Origin of the sequence: Massilia rhizosphaerae, from assembly GCF_016093545.1 — a bacterium.
GTDB classification, from domain to species: domain Bacteria; phylum Pseudomonadota; class Gammaproteobacteria; order Burkholderiales; family Burkholderiaceae_D; genus Telluria; species Telluria rhizosphaerae.
In genome coordinates, this window is the sequence record NZ_JADKYX010000013.1 from 180,252 (window position 1) to 199,383 (window position 19,132).

18 protein-coding genes are annotated in these 19,132 nt (G+C 67.3%); 5 read left to right on the forward strand and 13 right to left on the reverse strand.

Annotated elements, in window-relative coordinates; translation table 11 throughout:
• Positions 1–187: 187 nt before the first annotated feature.
• Positions 188–1,993, forward strand: a complete 1,806-nt coding sequence (locus tag ISF28_RS19420; protein WP_198118812.1) for a GGDEF domain-containing protein — start codon at positions 188–190, stop codon at positions 1,991–1,993.
• Between the two features lie 14 nt (positions 1,994–2,007).
• On the opposite strand, the gene ISF28_RS19425 is transcribed toward ISF28_RS19420, so the two are convergent.
• The 4 genes from ISF28_RS19425 to ISF28_RS19440 form a co-directional block, all read right to left on the reverse strand.
• Positions 2,008–2,553 carry a TadE family protein gene (locus ISF28_RS19425; RefSeq protein ID WP_198118813.1) on the reverse strand — a complete coding sequence of 182 codons (546 nt, stop codon included), beginning with the start codon at positions 2,551–2,553 and terminating at the stop codon, positions 2,008–2,010.
• 70 nt (positions 2,554–2,623) lie between these two features.
• The gene (locus tag ISF28_RS19430; RefSeq protein ID WP_198118814.1) at positions 2,624–3,109 is read right to left on the reverse strand and encodes a TadE family protein; all 486 of its coding nucleotides are present in this window, start codon (positions 3,107–3,109) and stop codon (positions 2,624–2,626) included.
• Positions 3,106–4,611, reverse strand: a complete 1,506-nt coding sequence (locus ISF28_RS19435) for a pilus assembly protein TadG-related protein (protein ID WP_198118815.1) — start codon at positions 4,609–4,611, stop codon at positions 3,106–3,108. The genes ISF28_RS19430 and ISF28_RS19435 overlap by 4 nt, the downstream gene beginning before the upstream one ends.
• A gap of 10 nt (positions 4,612–4,621) precedes the next feature.
• Complete coding sequence (locus ISF28_RS19440; RefSeq protein ID WP_198118816.1) at positions 4,622–5,212, reverse strand: hypothetical protein; 591 nt, start codon at positions 5,210–5,212, stop codon at positions 4,622–4,624.
• Positions 5,213–5,457: 245 nt separating this feature from the next.
• On the opposite strand from ISF28_RS19440, the gene ISF28_RS19445 reads away from it, so the two are divergent.
• Positions 5,458–6,036: a cytochrome b gene (locus ISF28_RS19445; RefSeq protein WP_198118817.1), complete on the forward strand. Its 579-nt coding sequence runs from the start codon at positions 5,458–5,460 to the stop codon at positions 6,034–6,036.
• Between the two features lie 22 nt (positions 6,037–6,058).
• Here ISF28_RS19445 and ISF28_RS19450 read toward each other — a convergent pair whose 3' ends face one another.
• Entirely contained in the window at positions 6,059–6,571 is a 513-nt protein-coding gene (locus ISF28_RS19450; protein ID WP_198118818.1) for a LecA/PA-IL family lectin, read from the reverse strand.
• Positions 6,572–6,716: 145 nt separating this feature from the next.
• Positions 6,717–7,883: a GGDEF domain-containing protein gene (locus ISF28_RS19455; protein ID WP_198118819.1), complete on the reverse strand. Its 1,167-nt coding sequence runs from the start codon at positions 7,881–7,883 to the stop codon at positions 6,717–6,719.
• Between the two features lie 180 nt (positions 7,884–8,063).
• Here ISF28_RS19455 and ISF28_RS19460 point away from each other — a divergent pair, with 180 nt between their 5' ends.
• Positions 8,064–9,068, forward strand: coding sequence for a zinc-dependent alcohol dehydrogenase family protein (locus tag ISF28_RS19460; protein ID WP_198118845.1), 1,005 nt, complete (start codon positions 8,064–8,066; stop codon positions 9,066–9,068).
• Between the two features lie 33 nt (positions 9,069–9,101).
• Here the strand turns inward: ISF28_RS19460 and ISF28_RS19465 are convergent, their stop codons facing one another.
• Both ISF28_RS19465 and ISF28_RS19470 read right to left on the reverse strand, forming a co-directional pair.
• Positions 9,102–9,935, reverse strand: a complete 834-nt coding sequence (locus ISF28_RS19465) for a universal stress protein (RefSeq protein WP_198118820.1) — start codon at positions 9,933–9,935, stop codon at positions 9,102–9,104.
• A gap of 74 nt (positions 9,936–10,009) precedes the next feature.
• On the reverse strand, positions 10,010–10,843 hold the full coding sequence (locus ISF28_RS19470; RefSeq protein WP_198118821.1) for a universal stress protein: 834 nt from the start codon (positions 10,841–10,843) through the stop codon (positions 10,010–10,012).
• A gap of 104 nt (positions 10,844–10,947) precedes the next feature.
• Between ISF28_RS19470 and ISF28_RS19475 the strand changes: the two genes are divergently transcribed.
• Positions 10,948–13,653 carry a bifunctional acetate--CoA ligase family protein/GNAT family N-acetyltransferase gene (locus tag ISF28_RS19475; protein WP_198118822.1) on the forward strand — a complete coding sequence of 902 codons (2,706 nt, stop codon included), beginning with the start codon at positions 10,948–10,950 and terminating at the stop codon, positions 13,651–13,653.
• Here ISF28_RS19475 and ISF28_RS19480 read toward each other — a convergent pair.
• The 5 genes from ISF28_RS19480 to ISF28_RS19500 all read right to left on the reverse strand — a co-directional run bounded on the left by ISF28_RS19480 (position 13,623) and on the right by ISF28_RS19500 (position 18,581).
• Positions 13,623–14,270 (reverse strand): hypothetical protein, encoded by a 648-nt coding sequence (locus ISF28_RS19480; RefSeq protein ID WP_198118823.1) that lies wholly within the window; start codon positions 14,268–14,270, stop codon positions 13,623–13,625. The two genes, ISF28_RS19475 and ISF28_RS19480, sit on opposite strands and share 31 nt — an antisense overlap.
• Positions 14,271–14,466: 196 nt before the next feature.
• Entirely contained in the window at positions 14,467–15,306 is an 840-nt protein-coding gene (locus ISF28_RS19485) for a universal stress protein (protein ID WP_198118824.1), read from the reverse strand.
• A 209-nt stretch (positions 15,307–15,515) separates the two neighbouring features.
• On the reverse strand, positions 15,516–16,262 hold the full coding sequence (locus tag ISF28_RS19490; protein ID WP_198118825.1) for a hypothetical protein: 747 nt from the start codon (positions 16,260–16,262) through the stop codon (positions 15,516–15,518).
• 29 nt (positions 16,263–16,291) lie between these two features.
• Positions 16,292–17,482 carry a hypothetical protein gene (locus ISF28_RS19495; protein WP_198118826.1) on the reverse strand — a complete coding sequence of 397 codons (1,191 nt, stop codon included), beginning with the start codon at positions 17,480–17,482 and terminating at the stop codon, positions 16,292–16,294.
• A 187-nt stretch (positions 17,483–17,669) separates the two neighbouring features.
• Positions 17,670–18,581 carry a LysR family transcriptional regulator gene (locus ISF28_RS19500; RefSeq protein WP_198118827.1) on the reverse strand — a complete coding sequence of 304 codons (912 nt, stop codon included), beginning with the start codon at positions 18,579–18,581 and terminating at the stop codon, positions 17,670–17,672.
• 112 nt (positions 18,582–18,693) lie between these two features.
• Here ISF28_RS19500 and sdhC point away from each other — a divergent pair, with 112 nt between their 5' ends.
• A complete protein-coding gene (gene sdhC / locus ISF28_RS19505; RefSeq protein WP_198118828.1) occupies positions 18,694–19,104 on the forward strand; it encodes a succinate dehydrogenase, cytochrome b556 subunit in 411 nt (136 codons plus the stop codon).
• Positions 19,105–19,132: the final 28 nt, after the last annotated feature.

The window sequence follows — 19,132 nt, forward strand, 5'->3', positions numbered from 1 at the left end:
TCGATGGGCGGCATGCCCAATGGCGCGGCATGGCTTGATTGGCTGCGAAGAAATTGTACCGCGCTATCAAGATTTCCAGTTATACAATTGCAATTAAGTAATTATCAATGCATGTCATCAAGATGTCAGAAATTTCTGTTAACTTGAAGAATTTAGCCCGATTCGGGCGAGGCCGGCACTGGACATCATGCAAGAGCTTCTATTGCGCATCCTCAGGAACCAAGAGCTGACGGCGCTGTTCCAACCGATCATTCATTTGCAAAAGGGCGCGATCCTGGGCTACGAGGGCTTGGTCCGCGGCCCCGCCGACACGCCCCTGCACGCACCGCTGGCCTTGCTCGGCGCAGCGCGCACGTTTGGCTTGAGCAATGAGGTCGAAGCCCTGTGCCGGAAGGTCGTGGTCGACACGTTCGTGAATCTCGACCTGCCCGGTCGGCTGTTCCTGAACGTCAGTCCGCGCAGCCTGGTCGGGGCCGACATGCAGCCGGAAGCGGAGCTCGACCACATCCGGTCATGCGGGCTGAGCCCGAACCGTATCGTCATCGAAGTCACCGAAGGCGATCCGATCATGGACTATGACCGCCTGCGCGCGGTCGTGGGCCATTACGGGCGGATGGGGTTCCAGGTCGCGATCGACGATCTCGGCACCGGATTCTCGAGCCTGCGCTTGTGGTCGGAATTGCGTCCCGCCTTCGTCAAGGTGGACATGCACTTCGTGCAGGACATCGATCGGGACAAGGGCAAATTCCAGATCCTGCGCTCGATCCAGGACATCGCGCATGCGCTCGGCGCGACGGTCATCGCGGAGGGCATCGAGACGCCGTCGGAACTGCTGCTGATCCGCGACCTCGGCATCTGCTGCGGCCAGGGATACCACATCGGACGGCCGGTCGCCTTGCCGAGTGCGGTCGTACCGGCGGCCATCGCCTCGTCGCTGACGTTCGCGGGCGTGACCGTGTTCCCCCAGGAGCGGTCCGTCGTCCAGGGGACCGCGACGGCGTTGCGGCTGCTGCGCGCCGTCGCCCCGGCGACGCCCGCCATGACGAACAGCGATATCTTCGACGTGTTCGCCGCCGATCCCGCGCTGGAAGTCGTTCCCGTCGTCGACGACCACGTGCCGGTCGGCCTGATCACGCGGAGGACCCTGGTCGACCGGTTCGCGAAGCAATACATCCGCGAACTGCATGGACGAAAGTCCTGCACGATGTTCATGGATCCGAAGCCGTTGTCGGTCGACCAGAACACCTCCTTGCAAGTGCTGAGCAAGTCCGTCGTCGAAGCGGAGCGCCACCACCTGTTCAATGGCTTCATCATCACCGACCGCGGCCGCTACCTCGGCATGGGCACCGGACACGACCTGGTGCGCGAGATCACCGCCTTGCAGATCAGCGCGGCGCGCTATGCCAACCCGCTCACGGGCTTGCCCGGCAATGTTCCCATCAACGAACACATCGATCGGCTGATCGCGAGCGGCAACCGTTTCGCCGCGTGCTACATCGACCTGGACCACTTCAAGCCCTTCAACGACTACTATGGCTACCGCAAGGGCGACGACGTCATCCAGTTGACCGGGCGCGTCCTCGAGGCGCACGCCGATCCCGCGCGCGACTTCGTGGGGCACATCGGCGGCGACGATTTCCTCGTGCTGTTCCAGAGCGAGGACTGGAAAGAGCGCTGCCACGCCATCCTTGCAGACTTTGCCGCCGGCATCATCGGCCATTTCGACGCGGCCGATCTGCAGCGCGGCGGCTATCTGTGCGAAGACCGCCAGGGCAACAGGGTCCTGCACCCGGTGGTGACGGTGTCGCTGGGTATCGTGAAGGCCGAGCCGGGCCACTTCCGTTCCCACTTGCAGATCGCCGCCGCCGCGAGCGACGCCAAGAAGCAGGCGAAAAGGATGCCCGGCAACAGCCTGTTTGTGGATCGAAGGACGGGGTCGTGCGCCATACCGGAGACGCCGCTGGTCGAGGGTGGCTCGATGAAATTGGCCTGACCGGTCATGGTCCGTCAAGGCCCCGACGCCGGCGAGCAGGGCGGCACGCCTTGCTTGTACCCCAGGGTTTCGACCGGGACAATGGTCGGTGCAGTGGGCAGTGCTACCGGCAAACCCACCAGCGGGAACATGCTTTGGGATTGCGCGGCAACGCACGTGCTCGTGTCGCTCGGATCGCAGACGCGGACTTCGACGAAACGGATGCAGCTCGCGGAATGCGGGTTGGCCATGCAGATTTGCTGGTTGTCGGACGCGCAGGTGGGCAGGGCACTCGAGGGGATCACGGACAGGTCGTATCCCAGGTAGTCGATGCGGATATGGCTGTCGGTGACGGGGGCGCCGAGGACTAACTGACCCGGAGAAGTCCGGAACACGGCGTCTTCCTTCAACCGGGCGATGGCCACCGTGTCGGTCGGGTAGACGTTGGCCGCCGCGGCCGCCGCGCGCCGGGTGCTTTCCTGCAAAGTATTGAAGACGTACATCACGCGGGCGACTTCGAGGATGCCGAATACGAACAGGAAGAAGACGATGGCCGTGAGCGCGAATTCGACGGCGGCCATGCCGGCTTGCGCGGTGCGAGGGTACGCCGGCCGGCGCCGCGACGGGCCTCGCGTTTCCTTGAATTTCCGATTAGTTGCCGACATAGCGCATGGATGCATCAGCCGTGATCACCAAACCGTACCGGCTATCCGGTACGACACCAAAAATGTTGTCGTGCATGCTGAACGTGATGAAGACACGGACCGTGCTGGGCGTCTTTCCGATCAGGGTGCCGCACGGGAGGTAGTCGCATTGGACGATCGGCGGGTCGATTGTCGATCCCGGCGCCAATTCCGCTATTTCCGTCTGCGCGATTTGCAGCGCGAGGTTGCCGGCGGCTTGTGCCAGCGGTCTCGATCTCATCTCCGCGGCCGACACTTGCGACAGATAATGTGCCGCGTCCTGCGCGGCTTTCTGGGCCACGGTGTAGTGCCAGAAGCAGCGTGCGTAATAGATCGGGAACGTGAGAAAGAGCACGAAGATCGGCAGTATCAGGGCTGCCTCGATCGCCGCATTCCCGCGCTGGCGCGGCCGCGGCGACGGCGACGGCAACGGTCTTGCAGACGACATGGTCATGGGTAGAGCTCCACCTGGCTGGATATCGATTGTTCGGGGAGCACGCCCGCGAACTCGGCGATCAGGGTGGTCGCGGTTGCCGGCACGGTCATGAAGAACTTGCCGATCCCGAGGACGGTCGCCGGCACGTTCGCACCCGCCGTGACGGGACAAGACAGCAGCGGCACGTTCAGGACTCGTCGTTGCAGCGTGGAGATGTTCAGGTCGGCGGCACTCGGCGCCTTGTAGTTGGCGCCGCTCGTGGCGAAATAGGGGGGCGTCGACGGATATCCGGATGCGGTCGGCCCCGACTTGTACAGGTTGATCCAATCGCTGGTGGAAAACGTCGCGTAGCCGCTGGCCGGCTCGGGCGTCCCCGAGGCCACGTAGGACGGGTACTTGGCCGCCTTGGCGAACGTCCACAGCGGGCCGTACGATTCCGCCGTCGTGCCGGCCGGTGGCGTGGGGAGGTCGGCGATCGTTTCGAGCTTGTTGCGGGAGGTCGTGGCCGTGGCGGCCGCGCTTCCCGTACCAGGGGACATCCACGGCGCGCCGCCGGACTGCGTGTAGTCGAAAGCCTTGGTGTTGTAGTCGGGGGGCGCGCCGTACGGGTCGCATTGCTGGCTGCTGAAGTCGTCGAAGCGCGTGTTGAGCTGCGTGTACAGGTCGGCGAGAGGAGAGGACGACGGCAATGGCGACACGCGTACCGCGCCACCGGAAAGCCGGGGCACCCACATGGCGCCGGTGCACATGAAGGGTCCCATGACCAAGGTGTCGAATGCCGAGCTGTAGACGCCCGGGGCGATGACCGGATTGACGAGATAGCTGACCGGGGACGTGCCGTTCGGGTTGAGCTGCATCAGATCGTAGCTGACGCCGCGGCGGAATCCGTACTCGACGAGTTCCGTGGCCGGCGCGCTGGTATTCGTGCGCGCGACGGCGGGGTTCGGGTCCATTGCGCATATCGCAATCGGGGTGACGGCGATCTGCTTGCGTCCTGCGACGGCGACGTCGCTCAGCTGCACCGTGCTTTGGGACGGGGAGAGTATCCAGATGAGGAATGTGTTGACCTGGCCGGCCGTGGAGGCGAGCGCGGAGGTGTCGACCTTGGCGTAATACAGGCCCGTCGGAGACGAACCGTCGACCCAGGTGCCCGTGCGCGAGGAATCGGTGCTGAAGGTGAGGGCGGCATCGTTCCAGGTGAACGAGATCCCGTCATTGAAGTACTGGTACCTGAGACTCTCCGCCACTTGCTTTGCCTTGGCCCGTGCCGACGCGATGCCGGCGGACGTCCCGTTCAGTTCATGCGCGGCCGCCAGGGCCGCCGCCTTGGCCAACCCGCTCAGGTCCGCCTTGCGGTTGTAGATCTGGCCGAGGTCGAGCGCGAGGCTGCATACCCCGATCATCAGGAGGATCAGGGGCACGGCCATGATGGCGAATGCGCCGCCCTGCCGCCGGGGTTGGCGGAACGTGCCCGGCCGTTTGCGCGGCGCCAGCCTTGGTTCATTACGCTTCGCTGACATCGGTCCCTCGTCAATCCTGGAATTGTGGAACCCGCCCTGGTGGCTTCGAAGGCGTTTCCCGCCGCATCGTGCCAACGCATGCGGCGAGGCCGCATACGCCCAGAATCCACGCCGCGATCGGCAGGAACATCGGGTGTACGTCGGCGCGGCGGAGCGCGAGCGCCACAGCACCGCCGCCGCACATCGACAGCGCGGCCCAGCCGGGATGTTGCCGGCACAATGGCATGCGGCGCCAAGGGGCGAAACCGCAGGCGGCGGCGAACACGCCGAGCAGCATCGTGCTTCCCGCCGCGACGAGGACGCCGATGATGCCGCCGGCGGCCAGCGGCACCGTTGCCCAGCCGATGTCGGCGATGAGCGACCGCGGCTTGACGCGTACCCGAGCGACGTCACCGCCCGCCGGCGTTGCGCAGCCCCTGCGCAGCACGGACAGAAGCGCCAGGAAAACCCACGGGATCGTCGCCACGAGCCACCCGCGCAGGCTGGCGTGCACGATGGATAACCATGTGCTCATCAAGGCCCCGCCGCCGACGGAAAAGGCCAGAACGATGAAGGTGCCGTCCGGAAGGGAATCGGTCGACCCAAGCCATCGAGTACTCATGAGAATGTCTTCCCCATACGCGATCGGCCTCCCAGTGATCAGGGGCCATTGTCTCGAGGAAGTCTGCGCGCAAGGCCAGTGCCTGGCAATCGAATGGGGGCGATCATTTGATGGACATCATGCAGGGCAATTAACGCCGGGTATTATTGCCCCACGCGGCAATGCCGGGTAATGTTGTCTTCATCGACCAACAAATCATGTGCGATTCACGCGCCGATACGCGGGGTTGCAAAAGGAGAAGAACGATGCCCCCGAAAGTGTCGCGTTACGGTGCCGTCAGCCAGGCATTCCATTGGGTGACGGCCATCCTGGTCCTGATCGCTTTCATCTATGGCCCCGGCGGACCCGAGCAGCATGTGTATGCGGTCAGCGGCGATGCCGATCGGCAGCTGCACGAAACATTGGGATTGACGGTTCTCGTCCTGACGGCGGCCAGGCTGTTGTGGCGGCTGGTCGCCGTGCAGCCCGACCCGCCCGAGGTCGCGCGCTGGATGGGCATCGCGTCCCGCAGCGTGCAAGGATTGCTCTATGTGTTGTTGTTCGCGGTTCCGTTGACCGCGATCACCGGTGCCTGGCTCGAAGGGCATCCGTTGACCTTGCTGGCGGGCATCCGGATCGCGCCGATGATCGCTCCTTCCCACGCCACCGGCGAATCGGTCGCCGAGATCCATGGGTTGCTGGGCGATGCGATCATCTGGCTGGCGGGCCTGCATGCCGTGGCGGCGCTGTTTCACCACTATGTCCTGAAAGACGGCGTCCTGCTGTCGATGTTGCCGCGCCGGTTTTCACGACAACCGACGCATCGCCGGCCGGAGCCGGATTGATGCGGACTGGCCTACGAACAGGTCACCGCACCGGACACTTTTGCGGAGCCAGCGCGACACGCTTCGGCATCGCGGCGACGGGCCACGTCACCACCTGCACCTGGAGGTCGCCGCTGTTGTTGCCGTAGGTGCCGGGCTGGTCGTTCATGGACAGCAGCAATTCGCCCGTGGTGCGCGGAATGAAACAGATCTGGTTGCGGACGAGGAACGGGAAATTGGCCCCGATCCTGGCCACCAGCGCGCCGATGTGCAATGCCTCGTCCGGATACTGCGTGGTGGTGTCCCTGCCCCAGCCTTCCGGGCCGTAGTAGGGGATGATGGCTTCGACGCCCTGGGCGCCGTGCGACCAGAGCCCGCTGCCCGCCACGCAGACGAACCGGTTGGGGTTCACGACGATGCCCGTGGGCGCCCAGGGCCGGTTCGCCAGCACCGTCAGGCATTGGTTCGTCATCTTGGACGGGCCGTCCGCCGCCAGCGCGGCGCAGCCCACGCCCCAGACCGCCGCGCCGGCGGCGGCCGCGCGCAAAAGGTTCATGCAAGTGTTCATGGATCGGCTCCTGTGCGTTCGATGGCATCCAGTCCTGGGACCGCGGGATGGGCTGGATGCGCCACGCGGATGCCGGGATTGTGATCTGCCTCAGATATGCGTCGACTCGGTGTGCGGGCGGCCGCGCATGGCGCTAGCCTGGAGGGTGGGCGCGCGCGCAGGCGCCTTCGTCGGGCGCGGCCAGCACGATGCGGTCGCGTCCCGCCGTCTTGGCCCGGTACAGCGCGGCGTCGGCGGCACGCAGCAGCGTTTCCCAGCGGTCGTGGTCCCGGTCGAGCATGGCGACCCCGAGACTGACCGTGATGCGCAGCGCTCCCGATTCCGTCGGCACGCGCAACGCCGCGACCTCCTTGCGGATGCGCTCGGCGCACGCCATCGCGTCGGCGGCGGCCACTTCCGGCATCACGCAGACGAATTCCTCGCCGCCGAGGCGGCCCAGGTAATCGGTGGCACGCAGGCAGCGGCGGCAGGCGCGCACGACGGCGCACAGGACGAGATCGCCCGCGGCGTGGCCATGGGTATCGTTGACTTGCTTGAAGTGATCGATGTCGAGCATGGCCACGGCCAGCGGGCGGGCGTGCCGCTGCGCCAGGGCGACGTCGTGCCGCGCCAGATCCGTCGTGTAGCCGCGCGACAGGGCGCCCGTGAGGCTGTCGTGGCGCGTCTCCTCCAGCAATGCCCGTTCGGCCGCGAAGGCGCGCCGGCGCAGGGCCAGGGTGACGAGCGCCACACCACCGGCGAGCGGGATCGACAGCGTGTACAGCAACACGGCGTCGACGAGCAGCGCGCCGGACAGCACGAGGCCGGCCAGGCCCAGGAACAGCAGCGCGGAAAACACCGCCGTGACGAGCCAGCGGCGCGGGCGCGGTTCGACCAGCGCGAGCACGAACAGCGCGCCGGTCAGGCCGGGCAGCGCCAGCACCAGCCCGTCGCGCAGCAGCGCGGCGCAGATCGTCATGGCGCCGACGTGGGTCGCGTAGACGGCGGCGCAACGGCGCGGCACGGACCAGCGCAGGCAGCCGGGGACGTAGGCCGGTGCGCCCAGCAGCACGAGCGCCACGCGCAGGCGCAGCGTCAGGCCGGCATGTGCCGGATCGATCCAGGCATCCCAGACGCCGAACAGGACCACGAACAGCCCGAGCACCGGCCCGAGGACGGGCAGCAGCCGCGCGATATCGTCGTCGATCCGGGCGTCGAATGCGCGCTCCTTGGCTGGTGCGAATGGCGCGATCTGCGCACGCGCGCGCGTCCAGCGGTCGCTGCAGGACGCTGCGAATCGGCGGGATCGTGGCTCGCTCATCGGAACTCCCGGCCAGGCGCTTTCGGCGTGAAGACAGCATCTGCGTCAGGCCCGGCGTCCTTTTTGATACACTTCAAACGTGCTCGAGGAACCGGCGGATGCGCGGCCGATCGAACGAGAATTATCTGGCGTGAGAGGTGAGCGCACGTGCGCGGCATGACTGGTGGCACGACTGACACGATGCGCGCGATGGTGCTGGACGCACCGGGCCGCCCGCTGCGCGAGGCGCGCCTGCCCGTTCCCGTGCCCGAAGGCCACGACATCCTGTTGCGGGTGACGGCGTGCGCGGTCTGCCGCACCGACCTGCACATCGTGGACGGTGAACTCGCGCCGCATCGGTCGCCGCTCGTGCCCGGCCACGAAATCGTCGGCCTCGTGGCCGGTGCCGGTCCGCTGGCGAACCGCTTCCGCCCGGGGCAGCGGGTCGGCGTGCCATGGTTGGGTGGCAGTTGCGGCGCCTGTCCGTACTGCGCCGGCGGCCGGGAAAACCTGTGCGAACGCGCCGTGTTCACAGGCTATGACCGGCACGGCGGCTTTGCCGAATACACCTTGGCGGACGAGCGCTATTGCTTCGCGCTGCCGGACGCCTACGACGACGCCCACGCGGCGCCGCTGCTGTGCGCGGGCCTGATCGGCTACCGGGCGTATGGCATGACCGGGCGCGCCCACCGGCTCGGGCTGTACGGGTTCGGCGCGGCGGCCCACCTGATCGCCCAGCTGGCGCGGCACCAGGACCGCGAGGTGTTCGCCTTCACGCGCGCGGGCGACGCGGATGCGCAGGCGTTCGCCCGTTCGCTCGGCGCGGCCTGGGCCGGTCCATCGGACGCGGCGCCGCCGGTGCCGCTCGACGCCGCGATCCTGTTCGCGCCGGCCGGAGAACTGGTCCCGCGGGCGCTGGCCGCCACCGCGCGGGGCGGCGTCGTCGTGTGCGCCGGCATCCACATGAGCGACATTCCTTCGTTCCCGTATGCATTGCTGTGGGGCGAGCGCTGCGTGCGCTCGGTGGCGAACCTGACGCGTGCCGACGGCGAGGCGTTCTTTCGCGAGGTCGCGCACGGTGAGGTGGCGACAACCGTCGTGCGCTATCCGTTGCAGGAGGCCAACCGGGCCCTCGACGATTTACGTGCGGGCCGTATCTCGGGCGCGGCCGTGCTGGTGCCGGCGGCGGACGGCGCCGGCGGATAGTCCCGGCGCGGCCGGCGCAGTGGCACGGACACGTCAGTGGGCCAGCAATACCGGAATGCGGGCGTCGGCCAGCACCGTGCGGCTCGCGCCGCCCAGGCACAGTTCGCGCATCTTGCCGTGCCCGTAGCAGCCCATCACCAGCACGCCGCAGCCCAGTTCCGCCGCGAGGTCGAGCAGCGCGTGGCCGGCATCCTGTTGCGGGTCGCGGACCAGCATGCGCGGCGCGATGCCGTGCCGGCCGAGGAATTGCTGCAGGTCCGCCTGCTGGGACTGCACCTCCGCCGCGGCGAGATCCGGCCCGGTCAGCGCGGCCACCGTCACGGTGCCTGCGTGACGCAGCAGCGGCACGGCGGCGCTCACGGCGCGCGACGCTTCCTTGCTGCCGTCCCACGCGACGAGCACGTCGGGATTGGCGGCCGGCGCCGGGTCGGTGCGGGGCACGACGAGCACGGGACGGGCGCTGTTCAGGATCACGTATTCGGGCAGGTGCACGGCCAGGTCGGGCAGGGCTTCGTCGGGATCGTCCTGGCTGACGACGACGAGGTCGGCGAAGCGCGCCAGTTGCGCCAGCCCGTCGTCGGCCTGGTCGCAGACGAAGCGGGCCTCGTGCGCGACCTGCATCTGCCGGGCGATCTCGTCGAACTGTGCCAGCGCCCGCCGGGCGTTTTGCGCGAGCGGATCGAAGTAGCTGGCTTCCAGCGTGCCCGGCCTGGACGCATAGCCGAGCGGGAAAATCGCCCGCGATACGCCGAACATCGCGGCGCCGACGAGGTGGGCCTGGTGGATGTGCGCCAGCGTGGCCGCCCAGCGCATGCGCGCGGGCGCATGGGCCGACAGGTCGACGTGCACGAGGATGGTCTTGAACATGGTTGGCTCCGTAGTCGTGATGGACAGCCGCCGCGCCAGTTCGTTCGCTCGGACTGCGCCCTGCCGGCGCGGCATCAATGGGCGAGCAGCACCGGCAACGTCATCGCGCGCAAGACGGTCGCCGTGACGCCGCCGAGCAACAGCTCCCGGTAGCGGGCGTGGCCATAGCCGCCCATCACCAGCAAGCCGGCGCCCATGTCCGCGGCCGTGGACAGCAGCGCTTCCCCGACGTCGCCGCCGGACGGAGGATGGCCGGCCCGCGCCGCGACGCCATGCCGGCCCAGCCAGGCGGCCAGGTGCGCGCACGGGTCGCCGTCCTTCGAGGATGCGCCGCACTCGCCGAAGCCGACCACCGTCGTGGCCGCCGCCGCGCGGAGCAGGGGCAGGGCGCCCGTCACGGCGCGCGTGGCTTCGACGCTGCCGTCCCACGCCACCAGCGCGGGGCCGCCGAGTGGCCCCGGGTGACCGGCGCGCGGGACGACCAGCACGGGGCGTGCGCACGTGAGCAACAGATATTCGGGCAAGTCGTCGCGCTGGTCCGGCGCGGCGGCACCGCCGCCGCTCTGGCCGACGATGACGAGGTCGCAGTAGCGGGCCTGCACGGCCATGCCGCCGTCGACGTCGTCGTCGACCAGGCGGGCTTCGCTGGACGCGAGTCCGTCCGCGCGCACGAGCGCATCGAAACGCTGCAGGGCCAGGCTCGCGTCGCGGCGCAGGTCCGCGCAGCGTTCGGCCAGCCGCGTATCGCCGGCGGCCGTCATGGCCGGGGTGACGAAGCGGGAGATGCCGGTCAGCGCGCTGCCGACCAGGTGGGCATCGGCCGCCTGTGCCAGTCCGAGCGCCAGCCGGATCCGGTCAGGGGCAGCCGGGCTCGTGTCCACATGGACGAGTAGGGTCTTGATATTCATGATCCATTGCTAGCATTTGTTGGTGACGGTTGCGCTGATCCCGGTCAAAATACGGCAGGCGTGGTCCGTTACGCTGGAGGTCGCGCATGGCGGCGGGAGGCCCGATGAGCATCCGGAATCTGCATCACTTCGTCGCACCGCAGTCGGTGGCCGTGGTGGGGGCGTCGGCCCGCGTGGGCAGCGTCGGCGCCACGGTGCTGGCCAACGTCGTCGGCGCCGGCTTCCGCGGCCCCGTCTGGCCCGTGAACCCCAAGTACCGCGAACTGGCGGGCCTGCCGGCCTGGCGCGACGTCGCCGACTTGCCGCACGCGCCGGAGCTGGCCGTGATCTGCACGCCGGCCGCGACCGTGCCCGGCATCGTCGCCACCCTGGGCGAGCAAGGCTGCAAGGCGGCCATCGTGCTCAGCGCCGGGCTCGATGCGCCCGCGGGCGGCGGCACCCTGCGCCAGGCGATGCTGGAGGCGGCCCGGCCGCACCTGCTGCGCATCCTCGGCCCGAATTGCGTCGGCCTGCTGGTGCCGGGCTCCAGCCTGAACGCCAGCTTCGCGCCCGTCGCCGCGCTGCCGGGCCGGCTCGCCTTCGTCGCCCAGTCCGGTGCGCTGGTGACGTCCGTGCTGGACTGGGCGCGGGCGCGCGACATCGGCTTTTCCTGCTTCGTGTCGCTGGGCGACGGCAGCGACGTCGACTTCGGCGACCTGCTCGACTACCTGGCCGGCGACCCGGGGACCGACGCCATCCTGCTGTATGCCGAGAGCGTCCGCCAGGCGCGCAAATTCATGTCGGCGGCGCGCGGCGCGGCGCGTGCGAAACCCACCGTGATCGTCAAATCGGGCCGCGTCGCCGAGGCCGCCCACGCGGCGTTCAGCCACACGGGGGCGCTGGCCGGATCCGACCTCGTGTACGACGCCGCGCTGCGCCGCGCCGGGATGCTGCGCGTGTATTCGACGGCCGAGCTGTTCGACGCCGTCGCTATCCTGGCCCAACCGCGCCGGCCCGCCGGGCCGCGGCTGGCGATCCTCACGAACGGCGGCGGGCCGGGCGTGATGGCGACCGATGCCCTGATCGCCGGCGGCGGCGCGCTCGCGCAACTGGGGCCGGACACGCTGGCGCACCTGTCCGCCAACCTGCCGGCCACCTGGTCGCGCGGCAACCCGGTGGACATCATCGGCGACGCCCCCGTCGAGCGCTACCGCCTGGCCCTGCAGGCGCTGCTGGACGAGCCCGGCGCCGACGCCGTTCTGCTGATCCACGCGCCGACGGCGATCGTGCCGAGCGCCGACATCGCGCGGGCCCTGCTGCCGCAGCTGCGCGCCGCGGCCCGTCCGGTGCTGTGCTGCTGGCTGGGCGGGGCCAGCGTGGCGCAGGCGCGCAGCCTGTGCGCGGGTGCCGGCGTGCCCGTGTTCGACACGCCCGAGGAGGCGGTGCGCGGCTTCCTGCAACTGGTCGACTACGCGCGCAACCAGCGGATGCTGATGCAGGTGCCGGCGGCCGGCACGCTGGCCGCGCCGGACCGCGCGGCGGCGCGCGCGCGCATCGCCGGCCTGCTGGCGGACGGCACGACGGCCGTGGGCGAGGCGGATGCCAAGGCGATCCTGGCCGCCTACGGCATCCCGGTCGTGCCGACCCGGACGGCGGACGACGTCGACGCCGCCCTCGCCGCGGCGCGCCAAATCGGCTATCCGGTGGCCCTCAAGATCCTGTCGCCGGACATCGCGCACAAGACGGACGTCGGCGGCGTCGTGCTCGACCTGGCGGACGACGCCGCGCTGGCGCAGGCGGCCAAGGCCATGGTCGAACGCGTGCGCGCCGCGCGGCCGCAGGCGCGCCTGGCCGGGTTCACGGTGCAGGCGATGGCGCGGCGCCCGCGCGCGCACGAGCTGATCGTGGGCATCGGTATGGATCCCGTGTTCGGCCCGGTCGTCCTGTTCGGCCAGGGCGGCGTCGCGGTCGAGGTGACAGGCGACCGCGCGATCGGCCTGCCGCCGCTGAACCGGGTGCTGGCGGCCGATCTGGTGGGCCGCACGCGGGCCGCGCGCCTGCTGGCCGGTTTTCGCGACCATCCGCGCGCCGACCTGGACGCACTGTACGACGTGCTGGTGCGGGTGGGGCAGATGGCGGCCGACCTGCCCGAGCTGGTGGAACTCGACATCAACCCGTTGCTGACGGATGCCGCCGGCGTCGTGGCGCTGGACGCCCGGATGCGTCTCGATCCGGCGCCGGCCGGGCAGGACCCGCTCGCGCGCCTCGCGATCCTGCCGTACCCGGACGCGCTGGAGCGGCGCGTCGACAGCGCGCTCGGCCCGCTGCTGCTGCGGCCCATCCGCCCCGAGGACGCGCCCGCGCACGAGGCCTTCTTCCACGCCCTGAGCGCGCGCGACATCCACTTTCGCATGTTCGGCACGATGCGCGACCTGTCGCCGGCCCAGCTGGCGCGCTTCACGCAGATCGACTACGCGCGCGAAATGGCCTTCATCGCCACGCGTCCCGGCCCGGACGGCGCGGCCGAAACGCTGGGCGTCGTCCGCGTCGCCATCGATCCGGACGAGGTCGGCGGCGAATTCGCGATCGTCGTGCGCACGGACCTGCAGGGCCGCGGACTGGGCCGCCTGCTGATGGCTTGCCTGCTGGACTACTGCCGCGCGCGCGGCCTGGCCAGCGTGCACGGCGTGGCGCTGGCCGACAACGTGGGGATGCACCGGCTGGCGCGCGCCTGTGGTTTCCAATTGCTGCCCGCCCTCGACGGCAACGTCGAGATGGTGCTGGCGCTGGACGGCGAGGATCACTCCATGTCCACGGCGAGCGGATCATAGGCGCCGTCGGCAATCCGGATGACGGTCGCCCTGAATTCGCCGCCATTGTCCCCGCCCGGATTGTTCGAGTCGTTCACGCCAAGAAAGAGGTAACCACCCGCCGCAGGCGCCCGCGCGATCCCTTTGAAGTTGATCACCTGGAATCCGTATGGGAAGTCGCTGAACGACGTCGGCGTCGCCGTCGTCGAGAAACCGGCGACGAGCGCGCCGTATGGCGCACCCGGCAGGTGGCCGAACAGTATCATCGACTTGCGCGAGCCGACGACGGGATCGCTGGAGACGGGTGTCGCGTTATCGCGGAAGAATTCGAAGGCGCCCGAGCCGGGCGGAGGTGTGACCGCGATGGTTCCGTCGGGATAGATTTTATAGCCTCCATTGAGCGTCGACAGGTCGGCGACGTCCCGCCGATTCGCCTTGACGAGGAACGATTCGCCGCCCCGGGCGTACAAATTCGTCGCATTGAAAAACCGGTCGGCGCGCACATGGACGAACGCATAATCTGACTTCGATGGCGGCGGGGAGGGCGGCGCCGCCGATACGGATGCCGTTGTCGCGGCCAGGAGCGTCAGCGGCATGACGAACGCGCGCAGACGGGGGAGCGGGATGAAGTTTGGCATGGCAAGGCCTTGTCGAGAATATTCTGAAGAGGGATTACCCGATTTGCATGATAGCCTTCGATCGGTCGGCCGCGTTGAGCAGTCTCACGATGGCCGTGGTCCGGCGTCCGGCCCGGCTTGCTGCGCGCACCGCCCTCGCCGACAGGCCGTCATGCCGGGATGACGTACCGCCCTCGCTCGCGGCCGTCCGGGGCGTTCAGTGGGCAATGAGCAGAGGCAAGGGCGTCCGCTCCAGCAACTCGCGGGTGACGCCGCCCAGCACCCACTCCCGATACCGGCTGTGGCCGTAGGCCCCCGTCACGACCATGCCGGCCCCGCGATCGCGCCCCAGCGCCATCAGGGCGGCGCCGGCCGTCGCATGCGTGCGTTCGACGACGACCTCGACCTTCACCCCGTGGCGCGCCAAATACAGGGCCATGTCGGCGCCGGGCTGCTCGCCGTGCAGCTCGGACAGCTGGTCCGGATTGATGAGCGCCAGCGTGACGCCGTCCGCGCGCTCGAGCAGGGGCAGGGCGGCAACCAGCGCGCGCAGGGCCTGCGTGCTGCCGTCCCAGCCGGCCACGACGGTGCCGGCGAGCGGCGCGTCGCCGTAGTCGGGCGGGATGACCAGCACGGGGCGCGGGCCGCGCAGCGCGACGTATTCCGGCAGCCGGCGCGCGCGCGCCGGGACGTTGGCGCCGGTGTCGGCGTCGCGGCTGAGCACGACGAGGTCGGTGTAGCGCGATTGCAGCAGCAGGGCGTTGTCGGCCGCGTCCTCGACGAGGCGCCCCTCCACCGACGCGACGCCGAGCGCGGCCGCCTGTTCCGTGAACTCGCGCAGGCGCAGCGCCGCCGCGTCGCGCAGGGCCTTGAAGTCCGCAGTCGGTTCCGGCGCGGCCACGGAGCCCGTCAGCAGGGCGAGATCGAGCCACGAGATGCCCGTCGCCGCGCTGCCGACGAGGTGCGCGCCGTGTTCCCGGGCGAGGCGGGCGGCGGCGCGCAGGCGGCTGGGCTGCTGCTGGCTGCCGTCGACGTGGACGACGATGGTCTTGTACATGGGCTTCCTTTCGATAGGAGGGGCCGCGGCGGCGGAACTGTCGCGGTGCAGTCGTTCGACCGCAATCCGGCGGCTTAGTGCCGCAGGAACCGGATTGCCGTCGCACTCGACGCCGTTCGCGCCATACCCTCAATCGGCCATGAATAATCCCGGCGTTCCATGTCAAGGACAAGTCGGCAAAAATTCCGAGCGGTAGAGCGAAGGATCGATCAGGAGCCCGTACTTACGTCGCTGGCCTGGAATAATCGAGTGGCGCCAGTGGTTACATCGTTCAGGTTGTCGTCAGAGGGAGGGGCGTCGCATGAAGTCAACAATTGTGTTTCGTTAAACTGGCCATTCGACGCGAACGTGCCGCGATAGCAGTGAAATTCCCGGCTGTTTTTGTTCGCCTTCGGGAATAAGGTCTGGAGATATGCGTCGTTCTGTTGTGCGATTCTCATAGTCTCTTCGCTGGGATAGCGCTTTCCGGGTTGGCGAGTGACCTCGATATAGATGCCGGCAGCGAAATAGGCGGCGCTGCTCTGTTGGTCGAGGCGGAGGACGGCGTCCTTATCCGCCAAAGGTTCGAACACGAGCAGGAAGCGGCCATCCTCGAGTTGCCCGTTCGGCATAGGATGAAGCCAGCTGATGTTTTCGGTCAGACCGATTCTGACCACGGCGCCCTGGACGCCATCTTTGAATACGTACGGCGCAGAGAGAAAGACGAGGCAGGGACGAAACGATGCAACCGGTTCGGGATCGCGACCCGCCCCATCGACACGGAAGAGACGTATCAAGAACGGCTTGTTGAAAAACTTCTCGGCGCCCGGCTCCAGGGTAAACGATATCGCCTCGCCCTGGATGAACTGGTGGCCGCTTCTTTCCTGGATGAGGCTGCGGTAGTCGTGGTAATGCAGGGACGCCCGTGCAAAGTTTGCGTTCTCCGCGTGGCATGTCCCGCTACTGAACGGCAGCATTGCTGCGGCAAGTACGCAGACAAATCGTATCAACCATGCAGGACAGACCAGGCGGCCCCGGGTGCCGCTTTCGAATCGGCGGACATCGAGTCCTGATGCGCCTGCGATAACGGCGGGGGGGCGATACAGTCTGATTCGTTCAGCATTTTCCATGTGATGACATCCTTCCTGTAGATTTCCTTCACTGCCATGATGTTCCCGGAATTGACGGTCCAGATCCTCGCAGCTTGCTGTTCCCCTCCAGGGCACTTGTTGGTCGTCATGACTAGAAAACTCAGGCCGCCCGGTCCATTCCCCAGGACGATGGCGTAAGCTTCCTTTCCGAGTGACGTTGTCGCGTCGGGCCCCAGCTTGTCATCGAATTGGATCTTGCCATATTGAAATGTTGTCGGCTTCAATAGCTTTCCATAGGCATACGGCAAAGTCAGGCAATACAGCAAGGCGAGCACGCTCGCTATGTTCAGCGCGGCGTCGCCGGTTCTTATCCCGATGATCGCCAGTGCAATGATTACGGAAGTGGAAATAATCTGGAGGATGAACTCATCGCGCACCGGGTCTCCGGGCGTGCAGGATTTCAGGAGCTTCGCATGTCTTTCGGAGATGCCGGCTTCGCCGCCCAGCGCCTGGTTTTCACGATCCAAGCGTTTGCACCGCATTTCCTTCCATAGCTGATCGCTGCGACCTTGAATGAGCACGCTTGCTCGAAATTTCGTGGACCCGGTCACGTCTTGGGCTGAAGTATCTGGAGGAGCAGGCGCGAAAGAAATCGCCTTGTTTTCGATGAGGGCAAGCGGCGCGTCGAACAGACATAGTTTGGCAGCCACGCAGACCGCCAGGGCAATGGTGATTCCCCACGGGCGGCGACGTGATCGCGCGAACGCGGTCAACGGCGCACAGACGAGAATCAGGGCGCTCAGCGCCCATACTTCCCGATGTAGTCCGGCGAACACAGGTTGTTTCGGAGCGCCGAGCGCAGCGATGAAGTCGAAGAGGCTGCCTATCACCGAGTAAAGGAAGTCGCCGGCATCGCCGGTGTAATGCTCGGGCGTCACATAGCTGAAATCCGCGCCGAGCAGGGCAATGTGGGCTGATCTGATGACATAGCCGATGGCGACGAAAAGCGCAGTCACCGAGGGCACGAGCCATTTCGCAGCGTTCGTCGCGGCACTTTCGGCCGGTTTCTTCTGTTCCGCCCCAGTTCTGCTGCTGTCCGCACGCATACACGAGCCTCGCGCAATGAATGGAATGTGCCTGTACTTTCCGAATCCGGGCTTGCCGCCGATTTTCCTTCCAGATCGTAACTTGTTAGTTTTATCATCATTGCGCCGTCCGCCGTCACTATTCGAAGTGAGGGGGGGGGACGGTCTGTGTCCGCTGTGTCGATCGATCACGGATCACATCGGCAATTCAGGCGGGCGATCGTCGCACGGTCACCATGCTTGCCTGCTTGGCCAACGTCAGGAAATTGCTCACCTTCGCCGACGAATCGTCCTCGCGCGATGCCAGCGCGAGCTGGGTGACGGCCTTGGCGTCGGTGATGTCCACGTACACGACGCCTTCCGCCTGGATCTGACCGACGGACGCGGGCACGATCGACACGCCGAATTCCGCGGACACCAGGTTGACGACGGACGACAATTGCGGCGCCTGCTGGCCCAGCAGCGGGTCGAAGCCCGCATGCCGGCACGCGGACAGGATTTCGTCGTGCAGCATGGGGCTGTCCATGCGCGGGATGAGGATGAAGGACTCGCCGGCGAGGGCCGACAGGGGAATCCGGCGCCGTTTCGCCAGCGGATGCGCGACCGGCAGCACGGCCCGGAACTGTTCGCTGGCGATCGGCTGCAGGCCGACGCCGGAGAACGAACGCGTTCCGGGACGCAGGAACGCCAGGTCGAGCCGACCGTCGTCCAGCAGGTCCAGCAGTTGCGCCGTCGTGTCTTCGGTGAGGGTGAGGCCGACACCCGGATAGGCGCTGCGGTATGCCCGGATCAGGGATCGCACGATGGGATGAAAAGCCGCGGATGCGGTGAGGCCCAGGTTCAGGTGCCCCGTCTCGCCGCGTCCCGCCCGCTGTGCGTTCAGGACTGCCTCCTGCGCATCGTTCAACAGCCGTTTGGCGTCGACCAGCAGCGTTTTTCCCGCTTCCGTCGGCACGACGCCGTGGCCCGTGCGGTGAAACAGCTGCACGTCGAGGGCGCGCTCGAGCGCCATGATCTGCTGGCTCAACGGCGGCTGGCCGATGCCGAGCCGCTCCGCCGCACGGGTCACATTGCCTTCTTCCGCCACCGCGATGAAATATCGAAGATGTCGCAGTTCCATGCCGGTATTTGTTTTAGATATGGAATCAAAACGATCCATATATTGGACAGTATAGCCGATCTTGGCGATAATGAGTGTTTCACTCCCTCAACCCCATCAAGGATCCGCACCAATGTCCGAAGTCCTGCAAAAAAGGCAGCCGATCCGTAATGTGAGCATTACGGACATCACGATGAATTACAAGCAGCCGCCGTCGGCCATCGTATCGATCCTGCACCGTATCAGCGGCTTCGTGCTGTTCCTCTGCCTGCCGTTTCTGCTCTACCTGTTCGAGCAAAGCATCCGTTCGGAGATCTCGTTCGCGCACTTCGCGGGCATCGTCAGCCATCCGTTCACGAAGGTCGTCCTGCTGGGCCTGTCGTGGGGCTACCTGCACCACTTCTGCGCCGGCATCCGCCACCTGTTCATGGACAACCACATGGCGCTCGACAAGGACGCCTCGCAGCGCACCGCGCGCTGGGTGCTGGTCGTCAGCCTCGCGCTGACCCTGCTGGTCGCCCTCAAACTGTTCGGAGTGTTTTAATCATCATGGCTACTACCCCCAAGAACAT

What these genes read in the sequence shown, in the direction of transcription:
- ISF28_RS19445 (WP_198118817.1), top strand. Translation starts at nt 5,458, where the DNA reads ATGCCCCCGAAAGTGTCGCGTTACGGTGCCGTCAGCCAGGCATTCCAT.
- ISF28_RS19485 (WP_198118824.1), bottom strand. Translation starts at nt 15,306, where the DNA reads ATGTACAAGACCATCGTCGTCCACGTCGACGGCAGCCAGCAGCAGCCC.
- ISF28_RS19420 (WP_198118812.1), top strand. Translation starts at nt 188, where the DNA reads ATGCAAGAGCTTCTATTGCGCATCCTCAGGAACCAAGAGCTGACGGCG.
- sdhC (WP_198118828.1), top strand. Translation starts at nt 18,694, where the DNA reads ATGTCCGAAGTCCTGCAAAAAAGGCAGCCGATCCGTAATGTGAGCATT.
- ISF28_RS19465 (WP_198118820.1), bottom strand. Translation starts at nt 9,935, where the DNA reads ATGTTCAAGACCATCCTCGTGCACGTCGACCTGTCGGCCCATGCGCCC.
- ISF28_RS19495 (WP_198118826.1), bottom strand. Translation starts at nt 17,482, where the DNA reads ATGCGTGCGGACAGCAGCAGAACTGGGGCGGAACAGAAGAAACCGGCC.
- ISF28_RS19475 (WP_198118822.1), top strand. Translation starts at nt 10,948, where the DNA reads ATGAGCATCCGGAATCTGCATCACTTCGTCGCACCGCAGTCGGTGGCC.
- ISF28_RS19455 (WP_198118819.1), bottom strand. Translation starts at nt 7,883, where the DNA reads ATGAGCGAGCCACGATCCCGCCGATTCGCAGCGTCCTGCAGCGACCGC.
- ISF28_RS19430 (WP_198118814.1), bottom strand. Translation starts at nt 3,109, where the DNA reads ATGACCATGTCGTCTGCAAGACCGTTGCCGTCGCCGTCGCCGCGGCCG.
- ISF28_RS19425 (WP_198118813.1), bottom strand. Translation starts at nt 2,553, where the DNA reads ATGGCCGCCGTCGAATTCGCGCTCACGGCCATCGTCTTCTTCCTGTTC.
- ISF28_RS19460 (WP_198118845.1), top strand. Translation starts at nt 8,064, where the DNA reads ATGCGCGCGATGGTGCTGGACGCACCGGGCCGCCCGCTGCGCGAGGCG.
- ISF28_RS19490 (WP_198118825.1), bottom strand. Translation starts at nt 16,262, where the DNA reads ATGCTGCCGTTCAGTAGCGGGACATGCCACGCGGAGAACGCAAACTTT.
- ISF28_RS19440 (WP_198118816.1), bottom strand. Translation starts at nt 5,212, where the DNA reads ATGAGTACTCGATGGCTTGGGTCGACCGATTCCCTTCCGGACGGCACC.
- ISF28_RS19470 (WP_198118821.1), bottom strand. Translation starts at nt 10,843, where the DNA reads ATGAATATCAAGACCCTACTCGTCCATGTGGACACGAGCCCGGCTGCC.
- ISF28_RS19500 (WP_198118827.1), bottom strand. Translation starts at nt 18,581, where the DNA reads ATGGAACTGCGACATCTTCGATATTTCATCGCGGTGGCGGAAGAAGGC.
- ISF28_RS19450 (WP_198118818.1), bottom strand. Translation starts at nt 6,571, where the DNA reads ATGAACCTTTTGCGCGCGGCCGCCGCCGGCGCGGCGGTCTGGGGCGTG.
- ISF28_RS19435 (WP_198118815.1), bottom strand. Translation starts at nt 4,611, where the DNA reads ATGTCAGCGAAGCGTAATGAACCAAGGCTGGCGCCGCGCAAACGGCCG.
- ISF28_RS19480 (WP_198118823.1), bottom strand. Translation starts at nt 14,270, where the DNA reads ATGCCAAACTTCATCCCGCTCCCCCGTCTGCGCGCGTTCGTCATGCCG.